We start from the raw sequence: 25,235 nt of genomic DNA, 5'->3' as shown, positions 1-25,235 counted from the left end.
GCGACGGCGGACCGGTGACGTGCATTGGGTAGTCTGTGTGATAAACCACTGTGTTGATGTTGAGGGGGCGGTATGCCGCGCTGTTTTCCGGAACAGCCTGAGTTCGGCCGGGACAGGCATGCCGAACGGGAGGTCTGGGACGCGCTGGTGCGAACGCTTCCGCCGTCCGCGGCACTGCTGCATTCGGTCAACCTCATCGAAAACGGCACCGAGCGGGAAATCGATCTGCTCGTCATTTGGCCCGGCGTCGGGATAGCAGCCATCGAAGTCAAAGGCGGACATGTCAGCTACGACGCGGGGCAGTGGTACCAGGCCAGCAACGGCCAGCAACACCGGATCAAAGACCCGCTGGTCCAGGTCCAAGACGGCCGGCATATGCTCCAGCGCTATCTCGGCGCCCAGCTGGGGCTTGGCCGGCAGGTCCGTTTCGCGCACCTGCTGGCATTTCCTTACACGTCGGTGCCCCGGCGCTGGGACATTCCCGGCCTGAGGCGTGCGATGGTGATCGGCGCCCAGGACCTGAAGTATCCGGACGATGCTGTCCGGGAGGCAATCAACTTCCACGGCGACGGCGACGGCGACACCACCCCGGACGTCGCCGAGCGCATTCTGGCGCAGCTGACCCGACCGCTGCCCGGCAACGGGGCCCTCTCCGCGGCGGCAGAACACGAAGGCCGCGCCGACCAAATGACCCGAGACCAGGCGGCGATCCTTGATGTGCTCAAGAACCAGCGGCGCGCGCGGATCATCGGCGGGGCCGGAACCGGCAAGACGTGGCTGGCGCTGGAGCAGGCCCGGCGGCTGGCCCGGGCCGGAAAACGGGTAGCGCTGCTCTGCTACAGCCGGGGCCTGGCCCGCTACTTCGAGACAGAAACCGCAGGCTGGAAACCGGCCGACCGCCCCGCCCACGTGGGCATGTTCCACGACCTGCCAGTGCGCTGGGGCGCGCACCATCCGCTGGACCCCCGGCTGCTGACCAACCAGTACTACGAGCATTACCTGCCCCGGACGCTCAAACGCCTGGCCAAGATCCAGCCGGACCAAGAGCTCTTCGATGCCATCGTGGTTGATGAAGGCCAGGACTTCGGTGCGCTCTGGTGGGAATCCGTCCTGGTCTGCCTGAAGGATCCCGCTGCGGGCGGGCTGTATGTCTTCATGGACGACGACCAGCGGATCTTCGGCCGCGAGGGCCGGCCGCCGATCGAAGCGCCGCCCTTCGTGCTGAACGAGAACCTGAGGAACACCAAGCAAATCGCGGCCCTGTCCGGCGCGCTGTCCAACGAACTGGCCATCCCCCGGGGCCTTTCGGGCGCCCGGATCCGGATAGTGGAAGCACCGGCCGGCACCGTTATTGAACGGGCTGACGATGCCGTCAACCAGCTGATCGAGCGTGAAGGCTGGGCCCCGCAGCAGGTGGCCCTGCTGACCACCAAGCGAAAGCACCCGGTTCAGCAGCAGGACGTGGACGCGCTGGGCTGGCGAGGATACTGGGACGCCTTCTTCGACGACAGCGACGTGTTCTATGGAAACGTGCTGGGGTTCAAAGGCCTGGAACGATCCGTGGTGGTGCTGGCAGTCAACGGGTTCGCCGATCCGGAGCGGGCCCGCGAGATGCTCTACGTGGGGGCTTCCCGCGCACGCAGCCTGCTGGTCATCGTCGGCGAGCGTTCGGTCCTGACCAGCATCGGCGGCCCCGCGGTGACCAAACGGCTCACGCAGGCCGACGCCTGGCATCCGGAGCATTAGCGGCGGCAACCAGGCGGCCATTGACATCGGAGCCGATTCGGAGGATTCTAAAAATACTTATTCGGTTTTTAGAATTTTCCGGAGGTTCCGATGGCTACCATCACTCCAACACTGCAGCGGGTCAGGACCGAGCCCGCCTACGGCGCCTTCTGGATGCTGAGGCTGGGATTCACCGTCCTGCCGATCCTGATGGGGTTGGACAAGTTCTTCAACCTGCTCACCCACTGGGAACAGTATTTGGCACCGTGGGTCGTTAGCCTGCTCCCCTTCAGCGCCCACACCGCCATGCTGATCGTTGGCGTCATCGAAATCGCCGCCGGCATCCTGGTCTGGATCAAGCCCCGCTACGCCGCCTACGTCGTGGCCCTGTGGCTGGCCGGCATCATCATCAACCTGTTGACCCTGTCGGGGTTCTACGACGTGGCACTGCGCGACTTCGGCCTGATGCTGGCAGCACTGACCCTGGCCCGGCTTGCCACCCAGTACGATCCGGCGTGGCACCGCGCCACTCGCTGATCACCCTGCCCGCGCCCGCCTTTAATGCCCGGTAAAGGCGGGCGCCACCTTGTCCAGGAAAGCGTCCCTGCCGATCCGCGAATCCTCCGTGGTGAAGGCCTGCCCGAAGGCCCGGCGCTCTATCTGAAGCCCCTCTGCCGTGGGAATGCCGAGGGCCGCATCCACGGTCCGCTTGGCATTGGCGACGGCGGCCGGGGACTTCGCGGAAATCTCACGGCAGGTAGCGGCCGCAGCGTCCAGCATGTCGTCCTTGGTGGCGAAAACGGCGTTGGCCAGGCCGATCCGCAGCGCTTCCGTGGCGCCGATGCTGCGACCGGTATAGATCAGTTCCTTTGCTCGCCCGGCGCCGATCCGCTGCGGCAGCCGAACGGTGCCACCAAAGCCGGGAATGAGGCCCAACCCGACTTCCGGCAGGCCAAACTTCGCGTTCTCCGTGGCGTAGATAAAGTCGCAGGCCAGTGCCAGTTCCAGGCCCCCGCCCAGAGCGAACCCGTTGACACAAGCGATCACGGGGAGGTCCAACGTCTCGAGCACCCGGGTGAGGTCCTGCATGGCCGCGCTGTGCGCCTCTGCATCGTCGGGCCCCATCGACGACAGTTCGCGGATATCGGCGCCGGCTGCAAAGGCTTTCTCGCCGGCGCCCGTAATCAGGATGCTGCGGACTTCCTGGCCTTCGGGCGACCGGATGTCGGCGACGAACTGCGCCAGGTCGGCCACCACTTGGGTGTTCAGCGAGTTGAGCGAACCGGGACGGTTGATGACAATGGTGGCCAATTCGCCGAGGCATTCCAGCTGAATGGTTTCGTAGGTCTTTTCCACAGCCCCACTATGCCACGCCGGCCGGCACGGAAACCCGTTTACCCCTGCAACAAGCTGACTGCCTCGGCCACCTGCTGTCGGCCGCCTGCCACCGACCAACGATAGCCATCCACTTCCACGACGGCGGAGGACCCTCCTGCCGCTTCCACCAAGGCCTGGCCCGGTAGCCAGTCCCAGTCCGGCAGCCCCTGCTGGTACCAAACCCCAAAGAGTCCGGCCGACGTGGCGGCGAGCTCGCAGGAGGCGGACCCCCAACTGCGGTAGGTGGCCGAACCCAGCAGCGTGCGCAGGTAGGGTTCGCCCGCGGCCTCGTCCCGCAAGTAGGTATGGTGCAGGTACGCCGAGGCGCAACTGGCCGCCAGCGGCGCGCTGGCGATCTCCGCCACGGGCAGGCCGTTCCGGGCGGTGGGCAGGTCCCGCCCGCCGAGCCACAGCACGTCCTCTGCGGGGTGGTAGACCGCCCCCAGCCGGGACCCGGCGTCGTCGGTCAATGCCAGCGCGGAGCACCAATAATGGCCTCCGGTGAAGAAGTTGTAGGTTCCGTCCACCGGGTCGATCACCCAGGTCCGGCCCGACGTTCCCTGGTGACTGGAGCCTTCCTCGCCCAAAATCGAGTCGTCCGGCCGGAGCTTACGCAGCGTGTCCACCACCAGCTTTTCCGCGGCATGGTCGGCAGCGGTGACGACGTCGGAGATGCTGGTCTTCTCCTCGAACGTGGTCACCCCCGACCGCATTCCGTTGGCCAGGGTTCCGGCGGCGCGCACCAGCCAGGCCGCAAGATCGGTATCGTCCAGATGGTCAGGGCTGCTCACGGTCATAACTGAAGCCTAGCCAACACCGCCGTGGACCCGGCATCCGGCGGACGGACGCTACCGCCGTCCGCGCCGCGGTCCGCGGCCCTTGGGTGTGCGACCGCCGCCGGGCTTGCCCTTTCCCTGGCCGGACTGCTTGCCTCCCGCCGGCCCCGAACCGCGTTCCCGCCTCGCGCCGGAGCCCTTGCCTGCATTGGCGCCCTTCGCCGCGCCGGAGGCTCCGCCGTCGTTCTGGGCCGTCTTTTTGCGGCCTTTAGTGTTCTCCTGCTGTTCCTGCACCGACGGCTGGCGCGAACTTCGCGCGGTGCGGCCCCGGACAATCCCGATGAATTCCTCGATGGCGGCATCCGTCCGGTCCGCCAGCCAGGCGAGGCCAATCTGCGTTTCCGGTTGGTCAGTGACCGTCCGGTACACCACGTCCTTGCGGTTGTAGAGCCGCGCCACGGACATCGGCAGGATCATCAGCCCGGCCCCGGAGGCCACCACCTCCATGCCGGTCTTGGCACCACCCATCTCCTCCGGGTTCAGGAAGTTCTCGCCCGCGATCTCCTGGTAGGGCACCTCGTCGTCGTACAGGGCAATTTCATGTTCCTTCGGCGCGACCACCACCGGCAGTTCGGCGTACAAAGGAATCACGCTCAGACCCTGGCGGTCCACCGGCAGCCGCACAAAGCTCAGGTCTGCCCGGCCGTCGCGCAGGATGGCGGTTTGTTCGTCCTGCGCGCAGGGGAAAGCGGTCAACGGGATGTCCGGCAACCGCTCAACCCAACGGCGCGTCCACTTCCCCGGCGTCACGCCCGGGACGTAGCCAACCTTCAGTCCGGCGGGCGGGGCCGGCGTTTTCGGCTCGTCGTCTGCATCCTGCACTTCATCACCGTAGCGCAGGGCGGATAGGCTGGGCTCATGAGCGCGAAAACGTCCCAGTCCATGAAACCGGCCACGGCCGCCAAGAAACTGGGCATTTACCTGCCCGCGGCCCCGCAGGAGTTCCAGGACAGCCTGATTTCGCGTGAAGAGTTCAACAAACTGCAGACGGATCCGCCCCAGTGGCTGGCCGACCTGCGCCGTAACGGCCCGCATCCACGGCCCGAGGTGGCCCGCAAGCTTAACGTCTCCATCTCCGGCCTGGCACGCGGCGGCGTCACCGAGGCGCTGACGACGGCGGAGATCACCGCGCTGCTGCAGGATCCGCCCCAGTGGCTGGTTGCCGAGCGCGCCTCCTTCGCCGCCGTTCGTGCGGAAGAGCAGCGCGTAAAGGAAGAGCAGCGGCTGAAGGAAGCCGGCAAGCAGGCCTGACCCGCCGCACCGGGCGGAGGAAAGAAAAGCACTCCGTCCGCCCGGTACGGGGGTTGTCCCCGTCCAAGGTTCGGGGGCCGCGGAACGGCTCTTTCGCGCCCTGGAGCATCGCCGCGTCGTCCTCGGCCGTGCTCAACTACCTGCAGGCCCAGACCGCCCGGCTCAGTCCTGGTGCAGCTGGATCAGGTTGCCGAAGCCGTCGTCCAAGACGGCGGCCAGGGTGCCGGAGGGGTCCGGAGCCGGTGGGCCGGTGAACCGTACACCGGCGGCGGTCAGCCGCTCGTAATCGGCCTGCACATCCGGCGTGCCGAAGACTATGGCAGCCATTCCGGCGTCGTACACCCCTTGCCGGTAGGCCGCGCCGATTGGATTGTCGCTGGGTTCGAGCAACAGTCCTGCACCTTCACCCGGCTCGTCCGACTGAACGATGAACAGGGAGAATTCGGGCAGGGCCATCAACTCCTGGAAGCCGAGCACCTCGGTATAGAAGGTGAAGGCGGCTGCCGGATCCGTGACATGGATGCTGGTCATCTTGATGCGCATGGCTGGCACAATATCCCGTCGCGCCAGCACAAGAAAGGTCCATCAGCGCGGTCCTGCCGCTGCGCAACGGGGCTGCGGAACCGGAAGTTAACGGCAAGAGCCCCGATCCGAAGACCGGGGCTCTTGCTCTGCGTGCGCGAGGGGGGATTTGAACCCCCACGCCCTTTCGGACACTGGCACCTGAAGCCAGCGCGTCTGCCGTTCCGCCACTCGCGCGCATTTCACATGTTCCGTCGGCTGGAACCGTTTTTCCCGGTTCGCTTTCCTCAAGAACAGCGAGATCAATAGTAGCGTGAAACAGGCCCAAATTCCCAATCGGGGGATCCAGCCCCCTCAATCCGCACGGGCACGGGGATCGAGAGGGCCTCAACGGCCGGCGACGCCCGCCGCCGTCGCAGTCCGCCCAGGTGAGCTTCACCACGTTGCCGCACCGCCGCGGCTTGGGCAATCGTTATTGAATAGGGCCTTTTGGGACACGCGCAAGTAGTATCGAATGGGAGAATCGCCAGACCGGTGTGCTCTGTCCGCTTCTCGCAGGCAAAGCATGCAGGACGACAACAGGGAGGAGGCGGCCCGATGGGAATTCTGGACAGTATGGAACGCGGCATCGAAAAGATGGTCCGTGGCGCCTTCTCCGTGGGCGGCAAAGGCCAGGTGCAGCCGGTGGAGATTGCCAGCCGCCTGCGCCGCGAGCTGGACAATGGTTCCATCACCCTGGCGCAGGGCCGCACTTTGGCCCCTAACGTCTTCGAGGTCCGACTGGGCGACTCCGACTACGCGATGGCTGAGCAATGGGGGGCAACCCTGGCCGAAGAACTGTGCGACGTGGTGATCCGCCACGTCAATAGCCAGAAATACACTCTGCAAGGTCCGGTTCGCGTTTCCTTCGCCAAGGACGGCGCCCTCAAGGGCGGCGACTTCGAAGTCCAGGCCACCGTGGTGAAGTCGGACGGCCAACAGCAGCGCCCGGCTCAACGCAGCGCACCGGCCGCACCGTCCCGGCAGCCCACCCAACTGCAGGCCGTGCTCGAAATCAACGGGCAACGCTACTCGCTCAACGCACCCTCAATCGTGCTGGGGCGTTCCTCCGAAGCCGACATCATGGTCGACGACACCGGCGTCTCCCGGCGCCATTTGGAGATCCGCACCGCGGGCGGCTCCGCACTGGCCGTTGACCTGGGCTCCACCAACGGCAGCTACGTCAACGGCCAAAAGATCCTCGGCCAGACCGAGCTCACCGACGGCTCCATCATCACCATGGGCCGCACCCGCATTACCTTCCGCCTGCTGCCAACACGGGGCGGCGGGGCCTAATGGGGGAGCTTGTTGTCACCGCACTGCGGTTCGGTTTCCTGATCCTGCTCTGGATCATGATCATTAGCATCGTCTCGGCCCTGCGGCGCGACCTGCAGATCGGCAAACGCAACCGCACCGGCAGCCCGACCGCGCGGGAAGTGCGCAAGAATCCCGATTTGGCCGAAGCCGCCCCGACACCCCGGGCGGCTCCGCGCCGGCTGGTGGTCACCGAAGGCCCGCTGGCCGGGCATTCGCTGGAGTTGGCAGCCAGTCCCATCCTGCTGGGCCGCGCACAGGAAGCCACGCTGGTGCTGGAGGACGATTACGCCTCCGGCCGCCACGCCCGCCTCTTTCCGCAGGGCAGCCGCTGGTTCATTGAGGATTTGGGTTCCACCAACGGCACCTATCTGGCCGAAAACCAACTGACCCGAGCCCTGCCCGTTGACCCGGGAGTTCCCATCCGGATCGGCAAGACGGTCATTGAATTGAGGCCATGACCGTGGCTCTGGTTCTGCGCTATGCAGCGCGGTCGGACGTGGGCATGACGCGGTCCAAGAACGACGACTCCGCCTATGCCGGCCGCTTTCTTGCCGTAGTTGCCGACGGCATGGGCGGCCATGCCGGCGGCGACGTCGCGTCCGCCTCCACCGTGCTGGACCTGGTCCATCTGGACCGCGCGGGCCATCAGGAACCGGCCACGGTCCTGGCCGACGAGATCCAGACCGCCAATTCCATCCTCTCGGAGCTGGTACAGACCGATCCCAAGCTGGCCGGCATGGGCACCACCGTGACCGCCCTGCTGCTGCACGATGACAAGCTCGAATTCGCGCACATCGGTGATTCCCGCGCCTACCGGCTGAAGAACGGGATCTTCGAGCAGGTCAGCATTGACCACACCTTCGTCCAGCGGCTCATCGACGAAGGCCGGCTCCGCCCCGAGGAAGCCGAGATCCACCCGCACCGCAACGTGCTCATGCGCGTGCTGGGCGACGTGGATGCCAGCCCCGAACTCGACCTGGCCAGCCACGATGCCGAGCCGGGGGAGAAGTGGCTGCTCTGCTCCGATGGGCTCAATGCCGTCGTGCCGGACCGCGTGGTGGAGTCGGTGGTGCGCAACGCGCCCACGCTGCAGGACGCCGTGGATCAACTGGTGGACCTCACGCTCGACGGCGGCTCGCCCGACAACGTGACCATTGTGATGATCGAAGTCGTCGAGGCACCGTCTGAAGCCGCTGACACCGCATCCCTGAACCTCACCGCGGAACCGCTCGAGTCGGCGGCAACCGACGACGGCGGTGCCTCCCGTGCAGCCGCTGGGCCGGCGGCCGCTGCGGGTGCCTCTCCGGACGGAGTCTCAGGGGTGCTGGCGGACTCCGAGGCACCCAGTGAACCGGATGAACCCCACGAGGCGATCCGCGCCGACGCCATCCGCCGTGAGCTGGGAAACCGCCCGCATGTGCTGGTGGGTGCCGCGGCGCTGGCCACGGAAACCGGACAGATCCCGATCGTCACGGCCCACTCCAACAAGCGGCGCGCAGCGGCGCTGTTGACCCACAAGGCCCCGGAGGCACCGGAGGCGTCCGAGGTGGAAGCGGCCGCTCCGCTCCGCAAGCCGTGGCTGATTCCGGCGTTCCTGACCGTCATGTCGCTTCTGCTGGTGGCTGTGCTGTGGTTCGGCTACCTCTGGACCCAGACACAGTATTTTGTCGGCGCGTCGGATGGCCGGGTGGCGATCTTCAACGGCGTCTCGCAGAACTTCGGCCCGCTTGACCTTTCACATGTGGACACCGTTTACAACATCCCGCTGGACAGCCTGCCCGTTTATCAACAGCAGCGGCTGAATTCGAGCATCTCCGCGCGGGATCTGGTGCATGCCGAACAAATCGTGGAGCAGCTCCGGATCAGTAGCCAACAGAACTGCCCCGAACCAGGGCCCAGCCCCAGCGCTGTACCGACGGAACGGGCGAGTGCCGCACGGCGCGTCACGCCGAGTCCGGCTGCCAGTGCGGAAGCCGCCCTGCCGCCGGAATGTGTAGGGGGATAAGCCATGAGTAACATCCAGACAGTGCCCCGTTCGCGGCGCAACACCGAACTGCTTCTGCTCATACTGGCGCTGGTCGTCGGCATCGGCGCCAACATGCTGGTTGGGCTGGACCAGGACCGCGCCTTTGACACCGACTTCTTCACCCAAGGCATCACCCTAGTGGTGCTCGTCCTGGCGGTCCACGTGGTCCTGCGCCTCCGCGCCAAGTATGCCGATCCGGTAATACTTCCCATCGTCACCGCGCTGAATGGCATCGGACTGGCGATGATCCACCGGCTGGACATCGCCACCGGCGACACCGCGGCAACCCGACAGCTGTTCTGGACCGGCATCGCCATCGCCGTCGTCGTCGCCGTCATCTGGCTGTTACGCGACCACCGCGTGCTGCGCCGCTTTACCTATTTGTCGCTGATCGCCAGCGCCGCCCTGCTCATCTTCCCGCTGTTGCCCTTCGTAGGCATGGAGGTCAACGGCGCCAGAATCTGGGTCAACCTGGGATTCGCAACGTTCCAGCCTGGTGAAATCGCCAAGATCACCCTCGCCATATTCTTTGCCGGGTATCTATCCACCAACCGGGACCTCATCCTGCTTGCCGGCCGTAAAATCGGTCCGCTGCAGCTGCCCCGCTGGCAGGATATGGGCCCGATGCTGGCAGCGTGGCTGGTGAGCATCGGCGTGCTGGTTTTCCAGCGCGATCTCGGTTCCTCCATTCTGTTCTTCGGACTCTTCATGGCGATGATCTACGTGGCCACCAGCCGGGTCAGCTGGGTCATTATCGGCCTGCTCATGATCGCCGTGGGCGGCTTTGTCGCCTTCCAGCTCTTTCCGCATGTCACCGCCCGCATCAACAGTTGGATCAAGGCCTTTGATCCCGAGGTCTACAACGCCGTCGGCGGCAGCCACCAGATTGTCCAAGGCCTGTTCGGCTTGGCCAGCGGGGCACTCACCGGCACGGGCCTGGGCCAGGGCCGTCCGGACCTGGTGACCTTCGCCAACAGCGACATGATCATTGCCGCCCTCGGCGAGGAACTTGGACTGATCGGCCTCTCCGCCATTGTCATGCTCTACGTCCTCTTGATCAGCCGCGGCATCCGTGCCGCTCTGGGCAGCCGGGACGCCTTCGGCAAGCTGCTGGCCACGGGGCTCTCCTTCACCCTGGCGCTGCAGTGCTTTGTGGTGATCGGCGGTGTCACCCGGCTCATCCCTCTGACCGGCCTGACCACACCCTTCCTGGCCGCCGGCGGCTCCTCGCTGTTGGCCAACTGGCTGATCGTTGCCCTGCTGCTGCTGATATCCGACGCAGCTCGCCGCCCCACCGTGACCGGCCCGGCAACCGACAGCCGTCCCCCGGGTGACCGGCCGTGGCGCCGCAGCAAGACCGACGAACGGAACACCGGATCCACGGAGGTGATCCAGCCATGAACCAGGCCATCCGCAACACTTGGGTTGTCGCCCTCGCGATGTTCGCGCTGCTCTTCGGATCGCTCACCGTGGTGCAGTTTTTCGAGGCAGAGAACCTCAACGCCAACCCCTGGAACAGCCGGACCATCTACAAGGACTTCGACAAGAACCGCGGCGCCATTCTGGTGGACGGGGATCCCATCGCCGAGTCTGTTCCTTCCGACGACGAGTTCGCCTACCAACGGGTCTACAACGAACCAGAGCTTTACGCGCCGATTACCGGCTTCTACTCACTGGTTTACGGCTCCACGCAGATGGAATCGGCGATGAACGCCCAGCTCTCCGGTTCCGGCGACGAGTTCTTCTACGAACAGATCGTGCAGATGTTTTCCGGGGGCCAGGTTGAAGGCGCCTCTGTGGAGCTGACCTTGGACGCCGAACTGCAGCAGCTGGCCTGGGACCTGATGCCCGAGGGCGTCAAAGGCTCAATCGTGGTGATGGAGCCGGACACCGGCAACATTTTGGCGATGGTATCCAAGCCCAGCTACGATCCGAACAAGCTTGCCGGCCACAACACCGAAAAGGTCACCAAGAACATGGCGGCGCTGGAGGATGTGCCAGGCCTGTCGCCGTTCACCAACGCGGCCAACGAGAGCCTGCTGGCCCCCGGGTCCGTGTTCAAGCTGGTGGTAGCGTCTGCCGCCCTGGAGTCCGGCAAGTACGACGCCGACAGCAAGCTGGACAACCCGCCCGCGCTGAAGCTTCCGGGCACCAACGTTGAGCTGCCGAACTACGTCAACGGCGGCTGTGCCGCCCGGACCACTGTCGACTTCTCTTTTGCCCTGGAGCAGTCCTGCAACACTCCGTTCGCCCAGATCGCCATGGACCTGGGTGAAGACGCGATCGCCGAACAGGCTGCCAAGTTCGGCTATGGCGAGTCCTACCAGATCCCTACCCATGTCACCGCCAGCCGGTTCCCCACCGGTATGAGCGACGACCTGCTCGCCCAGTCGGCCATCGGCCAGTACGACGTGCGCGTGACACCGCTGCAGGTAGCCATGACGTCCAGTGCCATCGCCAACGACGGCGTGCTGATGAAGCCGAACCTGGTCCGCACCGTCCGTGCCCCGGACCTGCGGGTCATGGACAGCCCGAAGCCCCAAGAGCTTCAGCGTTCCCTTTCCGCCGACAATGCCAAGCTGATCCAGGACTGGATGGTCAACGTGGTGGACCGCGGCATCGGCGGCCGCGCGGCGATTCCCGGCGTGAGAGTCGCGGGCAAGACCGGCACGGCCGAACTGATGGCCGGCAAAGAAGGCAACAACTCCTGGTTCACCGGGTTCGCGCCCGCGGACGATCCCCAAGCTGTCGTATCAGTGGTCTTCGAAGATGTCGATGTGGCTACCGGTTCTTCACTCGCAAGTACAAGTGCTAAGCAACTCCTAGAGGCGGTGTTAAATAAGTGAGACCTACCTCGGGTATCACATTAGGCGGCAGGTACCAGCTCACTGAACGAATCGCCATCGGCGGCATGGGTGAGGTCTGGAAGGCGCAAGACCAGGTCCTAGGCCGCATCGTCGCCATCAAGATCCTCAAGGAGGAGTACACCGGCGATCCGGGCTTCCTCAACCGCTTCCGCGCCGAGGCCCGGCACACCGCGTTGCTGAACCACATCGGCATCGCCAACGTCTTCGATTACGGCGAAGAGGCCGGATCCGCGTACCTGGTGATGGAACTCGTGCCCGGCCATCCGCTCTCGGCCATCATCGAGCGCGAGCGGGTGCTCTCCCCGGACCGGACGCTGTCGATCATCACCCAGACTGCCAGGGCGCTTGCCGTTGCGCATGCACAGGGACTGGTGCACCGCGACGTCAAGCCCGGCAACCTGCTGATCACGCCCGAAGGACGGGTGAAGATCACCGATTTCGGCATCGCCCGGCTGGCAGACCAGGTGCCGCTGACGGCAACCGGACAGGTCATGGGCACCGCCCAGTATCTGGCCCCTGAACAGGCCACAGGTCAGACCGCCACCGGGCAGAGCGATATCTACTCGCTGGGTGTGATCGGCTACGAGTGCCTCTCCGGTTCCCGGCCGTTCTCCGGAGAGTCGCAGATCGCTATCGCGTTGGCCCAGGTCAACGACACGCCGCCGCCACTGCCTGAGTCGCTCCCGCGGCCGATCCGGGCACTGCTGATGTCAATGCTGGCCAAGGACCCGGCCGACCGGCCCGCAACCGCCGAAAAACTGGCGGAGGCGGCCGACGCCATCCGCGCCGGCGACATCCGCGCCGCCGAAGCCGCCGTACCCGGCATGCTGCTGTTCGAGGGCGAGGGCAACACCGGAGTGATGACTGCCCCGGTGCCCACCACCGGGACCGCTCCCACCCGCGCCGTCAGCCCCACCGCCAGCCCCGGGACCTCCCAGTTGCCGGCCGTGGCCGGCGCCGGCGCCGCAGCCGGAGCCGCCGGCCTCGGCGCCGAACGTAACTGGACCGACGAGGACCTGGACAGCGACGATCCGGAGGAGGCGCCGCGCCGCCAGCAGAAAAAGCGCAGTCCGTGGACCTGGCCGCTGATTGGTTTGATCCTGCTTGTGCTCTTCGCCGTCGCCGGGGCGATCCTGCTGCCCATGCTGACGCCCACTGGTGGAACCGAGTCGTCGTCCTCCGCCGCCACCAGCTCAGCGACCCGGTCGTCCTCGCCGAAGACAACCGCCGCCACGCCCGTGGAAACACAGAGCGAAACACCACGCGAAACACCAAGCGAAACGCCGACGGTGGAAACCAATCGGATTTCAGCTAATGCGTTCCTGGGCCGGCAGTTCAGTGACGTCCGCGCGGAGCTCGAAAACATGGGCTACCAAGTGGTCCCGAACCCGGTGGAGAGCGGCGAATCCAAAAACACAGTCATCGACATCGCGCCAACCGGCACGGTCGAGGTAGGCACGCCGATCACGGTCACTTACTCCACCGGCCCTGGGACGGTGTCCATCCCCGGCGGGCTGGTCGGCCAGTCGGAGAGCCAGGTGCAGAGCGCCTTGCAGAATGCGGGCCTAGTTCCGCAGCGCTCTGGCGAACAACCGAGCGATCAGCCGGCTGGAACCGTGCTCAGCCTTTCGCCGGCCGGCGGCGAAGTCCCTGCCGGATCCACCGTCAGCTATGTGGTCTCCAGCGGACCTCAGCAACAGGAAACTCCCGCACCGACCCAGACCGAGTCACCCGAGGCAAAGACCCAGCCGACGACGGGCACGGATAAGGCAGGCAAGCCATGACCGGATCCCGGTTGGTTTGATGGAAGGAAGACAACCAGTGGACTCGCCGCGCATACTGGCTGGCCGCTACGAGGTTGGTGAACTCATCGGACGCGGCGGCATGGCCGACGTCCTGTTGGGCCGCGACATCCGCTTGGGCCGCTCGGTAGCGATCAAGCAACTGCGCGCCGATCTTGCCCGCGACCCGATGTTGCAGTCCCGCTTCCGGCGGGAAGCCCAAGCGGTGGCCGGGCTGAACCACCCAGCGATTGTTGCCGTCTACGACACCGGCGACATGGATCTGCCCGGAGCAGCGGCGCACGACGTCAAGGTTCCCTTCATCGTGATGGAGTACGTCCAAGGCAGGACGCTGCGCGAGTTCATCAAGGGCCACGAGCTCGGCATCGACGACTCGATCGCCTACACGCTCGGCATTCTGGCTGCGCTCGAATACAGCCACCGCTCGGGCATTGTGCACCGGGACATCAAGCCGGCCAACGTGATGGTCACGCCGGACGGAAGCGTCAAGGTCATGGACTTCGGCATAGCCCGGGCGCTGGCCGATTCGGCCGCAACAATGACGCAGACCCAGGCGGTTCTGGGAACCGCTCAGTACTTGTCCCCGGAGCAGGCCCGTGGCGAAACCGTCGACGCCCGCAGCGACCTGTATTCGGCGGGCTGCCTGCTTTACGAAATGCTTGCCGGCCGGCCGCCGTTCATCGGCGACAGCCCGGTCTCGGTGGCCTACCAACATGTTCGCGAACTTCCCGAACCTGCCAGCCGTTTCAACCCGGCGGTGACCCCGGCGCTTGATTCCGTGCTGGAGCATGCGCTCCAGAAGGACAAAGCCGACCGGTTCCAGACAGCCGCAGCATTTGCCGAAGCGCTGCGCGCGGCCTCGCACGGTGAACTGCACCAGCCGTCCGGTCCGGCAACGGAAGCGTTTCCCGCCCAGGCCGCGGCCACGGAACTGATCACTCAGCAGGCTCAGGCGGTGTCTGGGCAGACCTCGGCACTGACGCCGACGGATTACGCACCCGAGGACGACGCTGGTCCGCACACCGCCGCCTACGACCGTGAGCAGATGCCCACCGCCCTGGCAGTGGGCACTGAGCACGATATTGAACCCGAACGCCGGGCCAGGCGCCGGGCCTGGACGGTGACGCTGGTGATCGCTCTCCTGCTGGTGCTGGTGGGCGGTGGCTACTACCTGTACAACGTGCTGGTGCAAAATGCTGTCCCGGATACCGTTGCCGTGCCTGCGGTGGCAGGGATGGACCAGAACGATGCCACCAATGCCATCTGGGAAGCCGGACTCAAGCCCCGGGTGGAACAGGAGTTCAGCGACGACGTCGAAAAGGACATGGTGACTCGAACCCACCCTGGGGTCGGCGAACAGGTGGAATCGGGCAGCCAGGTGGTGGTCTACATCTCCCAGGGCCGTGAATTCGCGACTATCCCGGACAATCTGGCCGGCCGCACGGAAGCCGAAGTCAGGGACAAGCTCCGGCAACTTGGCCTGGAGCCAGGGGACAGCGAACCCGCGAACAGTGCCACCCTGCCACGGGGCAACGTGGTGACCACGAATCCCGCTCCCGGCAAGAAGGTGAAGACCGGGGCCACGGTGGACCTGATTGTGTCGAACGGGTTGGTCAGCGTTCCCAACATGGTAAACGAAACCGTCGAGGACGCGGGAGCCATGCTCGACGATGCCGCGGTCGGCCTGCCCTACCGGGTGGAAGAAGTCGAGAACGAGGTAGTGAAGGCAGGCACCGTCGTCGGACAAAGCGTCAAAGCGGGAACCAACGTCGAGCAAGGCACCGAGATCATCCTGGCCGTTGCCGTCGAGCCTCCGTCTCCCGAGCCGGAAACCGACCGGGGATCGGATCAACGCAACGACCGCGGCAATAACGGGGACGGCAACAATGGGGACGGCAACAGGGGCGAAGGCAACAACTCAGGCAACGGAAACGGCCGCGGCAACGACTAATCACCTAGTGCCGAGGTAGCCCGACGCTGCGCTCCGCGACCCACCGCAGGTGCTTGTCTGCGCTGGTCTTGTCGGCGCCGGGTATTGTTAGCGCCGGCTAGTCAGTGGGAAATCAGCGGGCTGAGCGTGGCAGCACGTACAGCCGTGCCCGCTGCGCCCAGCGATTCCAGCCAGTTGCCCAGCATCAAGTAGCCGCCTTCGGTCAACACCGATTCGGGATGGAACTGCACGCCCCACAGGGGTGCGCTCCGGTGGGCCAGGCCCATCACCACTCCGCTCTCGGTCTCCGCGGTGATCTCGAGTTCGGCAGGAATAGTACTGCGCACCGCGGCCAGGGAATGGTAGCGGGTGGCGGTGAACGGGTTCGGCACGCCTTCGAAGGCGTTCTGGTTGCGGTGGGTGACGTCGGACGTCTTGCCGTGCATCAGTTCGGGGGCATGGGTCACGGTGGCTCCGTAGGCCTCGGCCAGCGCCTGGTGCCCCAAACACACACCGAACATCGGCTTCGCCTCCCGGCCGCACCAGCGGATCAGTTCGATGCAGATGCCGGCTTCCGCGGGCGTTCCGGGGCCGGGGGAGACCAAGACGCCGTCGCGGGCTCCGGCCAGTTCCACCGCCTCATCCAGCGTGACGTCGTCGTTCCGCACCACGGTTGTTTCCGCACCCAACTGCTGCAGGTAGGCGACCAGAGTGTAGACAAAACTGTCATAGTTGTCGATGACGAGGATGCGCGGGGATTTGCTCATGTGACGATCGGGCCAATCGTGTTGCGGATGGGAGACTGGTGGAGCCGGCGGCAAGCCCCGATCCGGATAACGGGAGCCCTGCGTCAACCAGCAGCACTCCACTATGATCTGCCCGCGGCAGCGCTCCCGGCAAATGCGCGGCGGCGAACGTCACATACATTGGCTAGACTGAACAATTAGACGGCCCGACGGCGGTGGACTCGCGTGGAGACTGCCGCCCGGTCCAAATGCCAACCGCCCCTGTTGCCCCGGAGGATCTGTGCCCGAGTCGAAGCGCCGCAAGAGGACCGAACGGCGTCCCGAGGAATTGACTGCCAAGGGTAACCCGCCCAATGCCGTCTGGTTCAAGCCGGTGATGTTCGGCCTCATGATCGTGGGTTTGCTGTGGATCATCGTTTTCTACATCACGCAGGGAGCGTGGCCGCTGCCGGCCGCAGGGTCTTGGAACATCATGATTGGTTTCGGCATCGCCATCGCCGGATTCCTGATGACGACCAGGTGGCGTTCGTAGGCAGTGGTGCTGGTCGATAACGGCATCTACGTCAACGGCGTACGTGCCTCCACCCCGAAAAACCTGGAGCAGACGTTCAACGAACTGCACCGGTACGGTGGGATGGCGTGGATCGGCCTCTACAGGCCAAGCGAGCCTGAACTGGCCACCGTGGCAGCTGAGTTCGATCTGCACTATCTGGCCGTGGAAGACGCCCTGCGCGGCCACCAGCGCGCCAAGCTCGAACGGTACGGCAGCACGCTGTTCACCGTGCTCCGGCCCGCCCGCTATATGGATGAGACGGAAAAAGTGGAGTTCGGCGAACTCCACGTCTTCATGGGGCAGAATTTCCTGATTACCGTCAGGCACGCCGAGTCGCCGGACCTGTCGCGCGTACGGCATCGGATGGAAGCTGTACCTGATCTGCTGGCGGCGGGCCCGCAGGCGGCGCTTTATGCGGTCTTGGACCAGGTCGTGGATGAGTACGAGCCGGTGGCGTTCGGCCTGGAGAACGACATCGACGAAATCGAAGACCAACTCTTCGGCGGGGACCCCAACGTTTCACGCCGAATTTACGAGTTGCTGCGCGAAGTCATCGAGTTCCAGCGTGCCATCCAGCCGCTGGAGAGCATCATTTCCATCCTGCACCGCGGCCCGGAGGACCATGCCCTGGACCTGGAGGTGGCCCGAGGGCTGCGCGACGTCCAGGACCACGTGATCCGGCTAACCGAGCGCGTCAATGCTTTCCGGGCCGTGCTGCAGAATGCCCTAAGCCTCAGTTCGACGCTGCAGGCGCAGAAACTCACAGAAACCAGCGTCGCCCAAAACGAGCAGGTCAAGCGGATCTCGTCATGGGCAGCGATTCTCTTCGCTCCGACTCTTGTCGCAGCGATCTATGGAATGAACTTCCAGGCGATGCCCGAGCTTCACTGGCCCTTGGGCTACCCCTTCGCTCTGCTCCTCATGGTCCTGATGGCCTTGGGGCTCTATTGGTTCTTCAAACGCAATAAATGGCTCTAACCCGCACGCTTAGGTGAAACGCCAGGCGCCCGCTCCCGGATCCGGGAACGGGCGCCTGTCTTGTTTACGGGCTGCGGAGAGCTACGGCGCGGAACGGTCAGCCTTCGTCGACGGCGGCGATTACGGCAGCAGTAACCGCCGGTGCTACCCGCGAATCCAGCGGGCTGGGAATGATGTAGTCGGCGGCAAGATCGTCCCCGACGATGTCCGCGATGGCGGTGGCAGCTGCTACCTTCATCGCGGACGTGATCCGGCGGGCTCCGGCATCCAGGGCTCCGCGGAAGATGCCCGGGAAGGCCAGCACATTGTTGATCTGGTTGGGGAAGTCGCTGCGGCCGGTGGCCACGACCTTGGCGAACTTGGCCGCCGTCTCCGGGTGTACTTCCGGGTCAGGGTTGGACAGCGCGAAGATGATGGCGTCGTCGGACATCTTCTCCAGCGTCTCTTCCGGGATCGTGCCGCTGGAAACGCCGATGAAAACATCCGCGCCGTCGAGCGCCTGCGCGCTGCCGCCGGTGGTGCCGCGCGGATTGGTGCGGTCCGCGTAGGCAGCCTTGATGTCGGTCAGGTCGCCGCGGTCCTTGTGGATGATGCCGCGTGAATCCAGCAGGGTCACGTCAGCAACGCCGGCAGCCAAGAGGATCTCGGCAACGGCAATGCCGGCAGCGCCCGCTCCGGAGATGACCACCTTGAGCGAGGACAGTTCGCGGTTGACCACCTTGGCGGCGTTGGTCAGTGCGGCGAGAGCAACGACGGCGGTGCCGTGCTGGTCGTCATGCATGACCGGCATGTCCAAGGCTTCAATCAGCCGCGCTTCCAGTTCGAAGCAGCGCGGCGCGGAGATGTCCTCTAGGTTCACGGCGCCGAAGCTCGAACGCAGCCTCACCAAGGTCTCAATGATCTCGTCGACGTCGGTGGTCTCCAGGACCAAGGGGATCGAATCCAGACCGGCAAACTGCTTGAAGAGGGCCGCCTTGCCCTCCATCACCGGAAGCGATGCGGCCGCACCGATGTTGCCCAAGCCCAGGACCGCGGTTCCGTCGGAGACCACGGCCACCAAGCGTGAGGCCCACGTGTACTTCTGCGCCAATTCAGGGTCAGTGTTGATCGCACGGCTGACCTGGGCTACTCCGGGGGTGTAGGCGATGGAAAGGTCACGCTTGCTTTCCAGCGGGGCAGTGAGGCCGATCTGCAGCTTGCCGCCCTCGTGGGCACTGAAGATTTCCTCGCTGGTGAGGTCGATTCGTGCGGAGTTGCCGGTTTCGGTAGTCACGTATGTTTCCTTCTGTTGATCCTTCCCATCACGGAAGGGCGCATGGGTGGCCCGGCCTGGCACAGGCTGGCAGGAGCAGGTCCTCGATAAGACCCGGCAGGCCGTGCAAAACGCGAGGACCCGACATTCATTCGACTGTCAACTGGGTTCGGGACGGCCGGCGCAGTCCTTGGCTGGTCGAGCCAGGGACCGGATTTTTAACGTTACCCGACGGCCGGGTTGCCGGGCCCGCTTGTGTCTCTTGCCGTCGGATTGTGTCGCCCTCCACGGTAAGGCATGCCACGCTGCATGGGTTGGAGTCTAAGTTGTCCACGTGTTCACACTTGTAGACCGAAGTTATCCACAGGCGTGCATAACTTTGGGGATTATTCCCGATTCTGCCCCTTCATCGCCGGAATCGCGTTATCCACACCTGTGGAACTACATGTGTGTAACTTATCCTCACTGTGGACAACGCCTGTGGATAAAACCGTTTTTCCGCCGAACGCGACCGGTTTCTCTCCACAGTTTCACCCACAGGCTGGGGAAATAAGAAGACGGGCAGGTGCCGCAGTCCGAAAAGGACTGAAGTACCCGCCCGCCTGAGGCGAACCTGGCTTGTTTAGCCGAAGGCCTTGAGCGCCGTCACTGCCACCAGGAGCAGGAAAATGCCTGTGAGACCTCCGAACTGCACGATGCTGCGGTTTTTACCCTTGGGCGCGTAGGCCAGCACCACCGCGGACAGGGCGCCGACCAGCAGACCGCCCAGATGTGCCTGCCAGGCTATTCCGGCCACCACAAATCCCAGCACGGCATTGATGCCGATCAGCACCAACAACGACCGCACGTCGCCGCCACGCTGCCGCTGCACGATGAACAAGGCCCCAAAGAGTCCAAAGATCGCCCCCGAGGCGCCAACCACTGGAACATTGGGCGCTGAAAGCAGGAGCACGCCGACCGATCCGCCGAAGCCGGACAACAGGTACAGCGCCAGGAACCGCAGGCGGCCCAGCAATGGCTCCAGATGCCGGCCCAGGATCCACAGGGCGTAGAGGTTGAAGGCTATGTGCAGCAGAAAGTTCGGCGAATGCAGGAAGGCCGAAGTGATCATCCGCCACGGTTCCGCCGGCAGGTAAGGATTCGGCAGGGTGTACAGCGGAGCGTACAAGAACTGTTCGGTGAAGCCCGGGATCACCCACTGCAGCAGGTACGCGACGGCGCAAATGCCGATTAAGGTCAAGGTCACCACCGGCCGGCCCATCACCGCGGCTCCGCCGTAGACCGTTCGTACTGACGGCGTGCTTCGGGATGTTTCCCTGACGCAATCGACGCACTGGATGCCTACCGAAGCCGAGCGCTGGCATTCGGGGCAGGCCGGGCGTCCGCAGCGCTGGCAGCGCACATAGGAGACGCGGTCTGGATGCCGCGGGCAGACAGGGACATCGGTCTGCGGCGGTTCGGCTGGCATTCCGTAGGACATGGGGGCGCTCCTGCTGGGACATGGTCCCCGCCCGGCGTTCCGGGCGGGGACGGTAGGCAACTTAGAGCTGCTCTACGGTGATGTTGTTGATGACCACATCTTCCAGCGGCTTGTCACGCATATCCGTGGCCACAGCATTAAGAGAATCGACGACGGCGCGCGAGGCTTCGTCGGTGACGTCGCCAAAGATCGTGTGCTTGCCCTGGAGCCAAGTGGTGGGGACGGTGGTGATGAAGAACTGCGACCCGTTGGTGCCGCGGCCGCCCTGGATGCCTGCATTGGCCATGGCCAGCTTGTACGGTTCGTTGAAGTTCAGGTCCGGGTTGATTTCGTCGTCGAATTGGTAACCCGGGCCGCCGATTCCCTGGCCCAGCGGGTCTCCGCCCTGGAGCATGAAGTCCTTGATGATGCGGTGGAAGATCACGCCGTCGTAGAGGGGAGCGTTGGTCTCTTCACCGGTTTGCGGGTGCTTCCAGGTGATTTCGCCGGTGGCCAGTCCCACGAAGTTCTTCACGGTCTTCGGGGCGTGGTTGCCGAACAGGTTCACCACGATGTCCCCGTGGTTGGTATGGATAGTGGCTTTAGCTGTAGCAATAGCAGTCATGGCACCATTCTTCCACGCCGTTTTGCGCCGAAGCCCGACTGTGGCCGGTTCCGCGGTGAGTGAAAATCCTCGGCATTCCTTGATCGGCATAGCCGTGCCCAAGCACAGGAAGTAGGCTGATGAGCGACCGTCACCATCTCCGGGAGGTAGTAGTGAAGAAGACCCATCGAGTAGCCCGCGATGCAGAAGGCAACATTTTTGTCGCCGTAGGAACGGCAAAGGACTGGGCCTCTCCCAAAGTGGAAGCCGCTAGGAATTGGGCCGTCCCGCGGATTGAAAAAGGTATTGGAACCGCAGCGAAGGACCTTTCGCACGGCGTCGCCACTGTAACGCCTCGGCTTCAGGAGAAGCTGGACAGCTTGGCCCCGATGATTTCCCATGCCGTGGATGAAGCGGCACCGCGGATCCAGGTCACCCTTGACCGTGCAACCCCGGCCATCACGCATGCCCGCGACAAGGTGGTCAGCGAGTACATTCCGACCGTCTCAGCCCGGATCGGCGCAACCGCAGACCAGGTCGCCAGGGCCTTGGACAAGGACGCCGTGCCTCCCTCGGTTCAAGCTGCCCTGATCAAGGCAGGCGGATCCAAACGGGCTATCAAGAAGATCCAGAAGGCGGCTGCTGAGAGAGCGAAGCTGACCGCCATGGAGCTGCACAAGGCCCACAAGGCAGGTGCCGGAAGCGCCAAGCTGTCCGCCGCCAAGGGGCTCCAAGAGCAGCAAAAGTCCGGCGGCGGCAAGGTTTGGCTGATCCTGGGCATTCTCGGTGCAGCAGCCGTGGCCGCGGTGGCCGCCTGGCGCGCAGCACGGCCGGTCGAAGATCCGTGGAAGACACCGGTCCAGCCCACCACCCCGGCTGCCGCACCGGTACCGGGACCCACCACCACCGGAACACCGACTGCAACAACCGCTGAAACCAGTGCGGGAACCACTTCTGCTACCGGCTCGGCCAAGCATGCTGTGGAAAACGTGGGTGCAGATGCTGCAGCGGGAACTGCCCCGGGCCAAACTGCCGCAGCAGCTGGTGCCTCCAGTAACGGCGCCTCCAGCTCGGCTCGTTCGGCCGGGCAGAAGGCGGCTGAAGTTGCCGACAAGGCGGAGGGAAAGAACGCCAAGGAGTAAGTCCTAACGAACCAACCCGACCTGCGAATGGGAGCTCCCGGATGGGGGCTCCCATTCGACGTTTCAGGGCGCAGCCAGGCGCAGCCCGCGCCTCCCCGCGCACCAAGAACACGGCTGATAGATTCATGCCGTGAAGAGCGCCGCGCCCGGGGTATCGATCATCATTCCGGCCTTCAATGAAGAGTCCGTCATCCGCCAGTGCATCTATGCTGCCCTGTGCCAGTCCGTGGCGCCAGCGGAAATCATCGTGGTGGACAACAAATCCACCGATGCAACAGCAGACTTGGTCCGCCACATGCAGGACGAGTACCCTGACGTGCCGCTGATCCTGCTTCAGCAGGATGCCGAACAGGGCCTGATTCCCACCCGCAATTTCGGTTTCGCCCACGCAACCGGAGAGATCCTGGGCAGGATCGACGCGGATTCAGTGCTGGAACCTGACTGGGTCGAGCAGGTGCAACGCGCCTTCGCCGATCCGGAAGTGATGGCGTGCACCGGCCCGGTGCTGTACTACGACATGCCGATGCGCCGCTTCGGGTTGCAGGCCGACGACCGCATGCGCCGCTTTGTGTTGAAGCTGGCCAAGAAGCAGTACCACTTCCTCTTCGGATCCAATATGGCCATCCGGCGCGGAGCCTGGGACATCATCAGCCAGGAGGTTTGCCGTGATGAAGAGGACCAATTGCACGAGGACATCGATATTTCGGTCCATCTGGCCGACCACGCTCTCAGGATCCAATACGTGCCGGAAATGATCAGCGGCATGTCTGCCCGGCGGTTGGAAGATTCGCCCAAGGACTACCGGTACTACGTCACGCGCTTCGAGCGGACGTACAAAGCGCACAAGATCGACCGCCGCGTGCTTCAGGTGCCGATGCTGATCTTCATGACCGTGTACTACCCGGCAAAACTGCTGCGCCGGGTCCACCAAGCCCGCACCCAGCTGCGCGTTCCCCGCGGCGGCCTCTAGCCGGCTATTCCCGGGGCGGGCCGGTGGCTTCCGAGGCCGGCGCCGGAGCAACCAGTTTTGGCCGGTTCTGGGCTAGCACAACGGCGGCCAGCCCGGCCAGGATGAGGCCGAGCCCGAGGTAGGTGCCCCACGGCAGGCTCTGACCGAGGAAAATGGCCGCCAGCAGCGCTGCTCCCGGAATTTCCAGCAGGATGAACATGGAAACAACCAGCGGGCTCAGCACGGCCAGCAGGTGGTTGAAGACCGAGTGGCCCAGCAACTGGGCGACGACGGTCACGCCAATGATGCCGACCCAGGCATCAACAGGGAACCCGACCAGCGGTTGGCCGAAGGCCAGCGCCATCACCAGCAGGATCACCGCGCACAGACCGTAACAGATGGTGGTGTACGGTCCGGTCGAGAGCCGGCGGCGGACCCGCCCTCCGGCCATCGTGTAGATTCCCGCCATAGCTCCGCCGATCAGGCCAAGCAGGTCGCCCAGGAGCGCCTCGCTGGAGACCCGCAGGTCGAACCCGGAAATCACCAGCACCCCGACGAAGGCGAGACCGACGCCGGACAAGATTAGCCGCGAGGCCTTGACTCCTCGAAGCCGATTAAACAGAACTATCCATGCCGACTGCAGGCAGACCAGAGCGGTCGCCGCCGCCACGGAGGTCAATTGCAGCGCCGTGATGAAACAGGCGAAGTGGAGTGCCAGCGCGGCCGCCGCCAGCGCGCTGTAGCCAAGGTCCGACGTCGTGAGTTGCCGGAACTCGCGGCGCTGGCCGATGGCTGACGGAACTCCCATCACCACGGCACCGAGCATGTTTCGCCAGAACGCGATGGCGAGGGCCGGCGCTGCAGTGGCCGCCATGATGGGACCAGAGGCGGAAATGCCGAGCACAGCCAGCGTGGCCAGGAAAATGATCACCACATCAGCGTAGGGGCGACCCGGGGCAATCACGCATCCGGCGCACATGCAGAGAGGCCCCGATCCGCAGATCGGGGCCTCTCTCGTCCGGTGGAGGCAAGGGGACTCGAACCCCTAACCCCCTGCTTGCAAAGCAGGTGCGCTACCAATTGCGCCATGCCCCCGGAGGGTTTCGGCCGGTATCTGCCGGCCGAGACGGAGTCAGTCGACTTTATCAGTCGCCTTGCTCCATGCGGATCTCTCCGCTTCGGATTCCTGCCACTTCTTATAAGCGAACACGCCCGCAGCCGCGGCTGCCAACAGCAGCAACTTCTTCACGGTGTCCTCCCGAAATCGGTGGGATGGGTAAATCCGTGGGCGTACCAGGACTTGAACCTGGGACCTCTTCGTTATCAGCGAAGCGCTCTAACCGCCTGAGCTATACGCCCCCTGCCCTTGCGGGCCGAGATACGACTTTACAGTACGCCGGGCCGGAACTTCAAATCGGCTCAGTCGTCCGTCAGTGTGACCCCGATGCCGCCCACCAGCGTGGCCGAGATGTTGTACAGCACCGCGGACAACATGGCCAGCGCGGTCAGCAAGACCACGTTCACGACGGCGATGATGGTGGCGAACGATGCAACCTGTCCCAGTGATGCATAGGAGCGCAGGTCGAAGCCGCCGCCCTCAGTACCGGCAATTTCGCTCAGCAGCCCGTTAACGCGGTCGAAGATGCCGGTGATGTCCAGCGTTGTCCAGAGCACGATCGACGCCACCACGGTGACGATGCCCAGGGCAACGGAGAGCAGGAAGGCCATCTTCAACACCGACCACGGGTCCACCTTGCTGACCAGCAGGCGGGCACGGCGGACCTTGGCCTTCGGCGCCGGCCGCACCAGTCCGGGCTGCCCGGCGGGGCGCTGCCCGCCGTTGGCCGGACGCTGCCCGCT

At 64.7% G+C, this 25,235-nt stretch carries 25 protein-coding genes and 3 tRNA genes; 14 read left to right on the top strand and 14 right to left on the bottom strand.

The annotated features are described in order from the left end of the window. Window positions 1-72: 72 nt before the first annotated feature. Window positions 73-1,746: a nuclease-related domain-containing DEAD/DEAH box helicase gene (locus AC5RWX_RS13610; RefSeq protein ID WP_494097525.1), complete on the top strand. Its 1,674-nt coding sequence runs from the start codon at window positions 73-75 to the stop codon at window positions 1,744-1,746. A 90-nt stretch (window positions 1,747-1,836) separates the two neighbouring features. Further along, window positions 1,837-2,262 carry a hypothetical protein gene (locus AC5RWX_RS13605; RefSeq protein WP_494097524.1) on the top strand — a complete coding sequence of 142 codons (426 nt, stop codon included), beginning with the start codon at window positions 1,837-1,839 and terminating at the stop codon, window positions 2,260-2,262. 21 nt (window positions 2,263-2,283) lie between these two features. Here the strand turns inward: AC5RWX_RS13605 and AC5RWX_RS13600 are convergent, their stop codons facing one another. The 3 genes from AC5RWX_RS13600 to AC5RWX_RS13590 are packed head-to-tail and all read right to left on the bottom strand — an operon-like array spanning window position 2,284 to window position 4,760. Next, entirely contained in the window at window positions 2,284-3,081 is a 798-nt protein-coding gene (locus tag AC5RWX_RS13600) for an enoyl-CoA hydratase/isomerase family protein (protein ID WP_494097523.1), read from the bottom strand. 38 nt (window positions 3,082-3,119) lie between these two features. Continuing rightward, the gene (locus AC5RWX_RS13595; protein ID WP_493940125.1) at window positions 3,120-3,899 is read right to left on the bottom strand and encodes an inositol monophosphatase family protein; all 780 of its coding nucleotides are present in this window, start codon (window positions 3,897-3,899) and stop codon (window positions 3,120-3,122) included. A gap of 51 nt (window positions 3,900-3,950) precedes the next feature. After that, on the bottom strand, window positions 3,951-4,760 hold the full coding sequence (locus AC5RWX_RS13590; protein ID WP_494097522.1) for a LysR substrate-binding domain-containing protein: 810 nt from the start codon (window positions 4,758-4,760) through the stop codon (window positions 3,951-3,953). Between the two features lie 36 nt (window positions 4,761-4,796). Between AC5RWX_RS13590 and AC5RWX_RS13585 the strand changes: the two genes are divergently transcribed. Next, a complete protein-coding gene (locus AC5RWX_RS13585) occupies window positions 4,797-5,189 on the top strand; it encodes a DUF5997 family protein (RefSeq protein ID WP_493940123.1) in 393 nt (130 codons plus the stop codon). Between the two features lie 162 nt (window positions 5,190-5,351). On the opposite strand, the gene AC5RWX_RS13580 is transcribed toward AC5RWX_RS13585, so the two are convergent. Both AC5RWX_RS13580 and AC5RWX_RS13575 read right to left on the bottom strand, forming a co-directional pair. After that, a complete protein-coding gene (locus tag AC5RWX_RS13580; protein ID WP_493940122.1) occupies window positions 5,352-5,732 on the bottom strand; it encodes a VOC family protein in 381 nt (126 codons plus the stop codon). 133 nt (window positions 5,733-5,865) lie between these two features. Next, window positions 5,866-5,948, bottom strand: a tRNA-Leu gene (locus AC5RWX_RS13575). A 360-nt stretch (window positions 5,949-6,308) separates the two neighbouring features. On the opposite strand from AC5RWX_RS13575, the gene AC5RWX_RS13570 reads away from it, so the two are divergent. The 7 genes from AC5RWX_RS13570 to pknB are packed head-to-tail and all read left to right on the top strand — an operon-like array spanning window position 6,309 to window position 15,713. Further along, complete coding sequence (locus tag AC5RWX_RS13570) at window positions 6,309-7,046, top strand: FHA domain-containing protein (protein ID WP_493940121.1); 738 nt, start codon at window positions 6,309-6,311, stop codon at window positions 7,044-7,046. Continuing rightward, window positions 7,046-7,525, top strand: a complete 480-nt coding sequence (locus AC5RWX_RS13565) for an FHA domain-containing protein FhaB/FipA (RefSeq protein ID WP_493940120.1) — start codon at window positions 7,046-7,048, stop codon at window positions 7,523-7,525. The genes AC5RWX_RS13570 and AC5RWX_RS13565 overlap by 1 nt, the downstream gene beginning before the upstream one ends. After that, window positions 7,522-9,072, top strand: a complete 1,551-nt coding sequence (locus tag AC5RWX_RS13560) for a PP2C family protein-serine/threonine phosphatase (protein ID WP_494097521.1) — start codon at window positions 7,522-7,524, stop codon at window positions 9,070-9,072. Before AC5RWX_RS13565 ends, AC5RWX_RS13560 begins: the two co-directional genes overlap by 4 nt. A gap of 3 nt (window positions 9,073-9,075) precedes the next feature. Beyond that, window positions 9,076-10,494: an FtsW/RodA/SpoVE family cell cycle protein gene (locus tag AC5RWX_RS13555; RefSeq protein WP_494097520.1), complete on the top strand. Its 1,419-nt coding sequence runs from the start codon at window positions 9,076-9,078 to the stop codon at window positions 10,492-10,494. Then, window positions 10,491-11,939: a peptidoglycan D,D-transpeptidase FtsI family protein gene (locus AC5RWX_RS13550; protein WP_493940117.1), complete on the top strand. Its 1,449-nt coding sequence runs from the start codon at window positions 10,491-10,493 to the stop codon at window positions 11,937-11,939. Before AC5RWX_RS13555 ends, AC5RWX_RS13550 begins: the two co-directional genes overlap by 4 nt. Further along, window positions 11,936-13,744 (top strand): protein kinase domain-containing protein, encoded by a 1,809-nt coding sequence (locus tag AC5RWX_RS13545; RefSeq protein ID WP_494097519.1) that lies wholly within the window; start codon window positions 11,936-11,938, stop codon window positions 13,742-13,744. The genes AC5RWX_RS13550 and AC5RWX_RS13545 overlap by 4 nt, the downstream gene beginning before the upstream one ends. Before the next feature lie 37 nt (window positions 13,745-13,781). Next, window positions 13,782-15,713, top strand: a complete 1,932-nt coding sequence (gene pknB / locus AC5RWX_RS13540; RefSeq protein ID WP_494097518.1) for a Stk1 family PASTA domain-containing Ser/Thr kinase — start codon at window positions 13,782-13,784, stop codon at window positions 15,711-15,713. Window positions 15,714-15,814: 101 nt separating this feature from the next. Here pknB and AC5RWX_RS13535 read toward each other — a convergent pair whose 3' ends face one another. Then, complete coding sequence (locus tag AC5RWX_RS13535; RefSeq protein WP_494097517.1) at window positions 15,815-16,459, bottom strand: aminodeoxychorismate/anthranilate synthase component II; 645 nt, start codon at window positions 16,457-16,459, stop codon at window positions 15,815-15,817. A 259-nt stretch (window positions 16,460-16,718) separates the two neighbouring features. Between AC5RWX_RS13535 and AC5RWX_RS13530 the strand changes: the two genes are divergently transcribed. Beyond that, window positions 16,719-16,970, top strand: coding sequence for a cell division protein CrgA (locus AC5RWX_RS13530; RefSeq protein WP_493940113.1), 252 nt, complete (start codon window positions 16,719-16,721; stop codon window positions 16,968-16,970). A gap of 3 nt (window positions 16,971-16,973) precedes the next feature. Then, a complete protein-coding gene (gene corA, locus AC5RWX_RS13525; protein WP_493940112.1) occupies window positions 16,974-17,969 on the top strand; it encodes a magnesium/cobalt transporter CorA in 996 nt (331 codons plus the stop codon). 97 nt (window positions 17,970-18,066) lie between these two features. Here the strand turns inward: corA and AC5RWX_RS13520 are convergent, their stop codons facing one another. From AC5RWX_RS13520 to AC5RWX_RS13510, 3 genes are all read right to left on the bottom strand, one after another. Beyond that, window positions 18,067-19,242, bottom strand: a complete 1,176-nt coding sequence (locus AC5RWX_RS13520; protein ID WP_493940586.1) for an NAD(P)-dependent malic enzyme — start codon at window positions 19,240-19,242, stop codon at window positions 18,067-18,069. Between the two features lie 601 nt (window positions 19,243-19,843). After that, on the bottom strand, window positions 19,844-20,701 hold the full coding sequence (locus AC5RWX_RS13515; RefSeq protein ID WP_493940587.1) for a rhomboid family intramembrane serine protease: 858 nt from the start codon (window positions 20,699-20,701) through the stop codon (window positions 19,844-19,846). 61 nt (window positions 20,702-20,762) lie between these two features. Then, entirely contained in the window at window positions 20,763-21,305 is a 543-nt protein-coding gene (locus AC5RWX_RS13510; protein WP_493940588.1) for a peptidylprolyl isomerase, read from the bottom strand. A gap of 119 nt (window positions 21,306-21,424) precedes the next feature. Between AC5RWX_RS13510 and AC5RWX_RS13505 the strand changes: the two genes are divergently transcribed. Then, entirely contained in the window at window positions 21,425-22,426 is a 1,002-nt protein-coding gene (locus tag AC5RWX_RS13505) for a hypothetical protein (RefSeq protein WP_494097516.1), read from the top strand. A 130-nt stretch (window positions 22,427-22,556) separates the two neighbouring features. Then, window positions 22,557-23,396, top strand: a complete 840-nt coding sequence (locus AC5RWX_RS13500; protein ID WP_493943855.1) for a glycosyltransferase family 2 protein — start codon at window positions 22,557-22,559, stop codon at window positions 23,394-23,396. A 4-nt stretch (window positions 23,397-23,400) separates the two neighbouring features. Here the strand turns inward: AC5RWX_RS13500 and AC5RWX_RS13495 are convergent, their stop codons facing one another. The 5 genes from AC5RWX_RS13495 to AC5RWX_RS13475 all read right to left on the bottom strand — a co-directional run. Further along, complete coding sequence (locus AC5RWX_RS13495) at window positions 23,401-24,306, bottom strand: DMT family transporter (RefSeq protein WP_494097515.1); 906 nt, start codon at window positions 24,304-24,306, stop codon at window positions 23,401-23,403. Between the two features lie 91 nt (window positions 24,307-24,397). Next, window positions 24,398-24,470: transfer RNA gene (locus tag AC5RWX_RS13490), tRNA-Ala, on the bottom strand. Between the two features lie 37 nt (window positions 24,471-24,507). Continuing rightward, complete coding sequence (locus AC5RWX_RS13485) at window positions 24,508-24,624, bottom strand: DLW-39 family protein (protein WP_240691783.1); 117 nt, start codon at window positions 24,622-24,624, stop codon at window positions 24,508-24,510. Between the two features lie 36 nt (window positions 24,625-24,660). Next, window positions 24,661-24,734 (bottom strand) — tRNA-Ile (locus tag AC5RWX_RS13480). 60 nt (window positions 24,735-24,794) lie between these two features. Continuing rightward, the coding region (locus AC5RWX_RS13475) for a DUF3566 domain-containing protein (RefSeq protein ID WP_494097514.1) at window positions 24,795-25,235 on the bottom strand (441 nt) is incomplete at its 5' end.

The sequence above is a fragment of the Arthrobacter sp. SPT-J7 genome (genome assembly GCF_059089965.1).
Note: the sequence above shows the minus strand (reverse complement) of the source record. Positions and strands in the feature narration are given on the sequence as shown.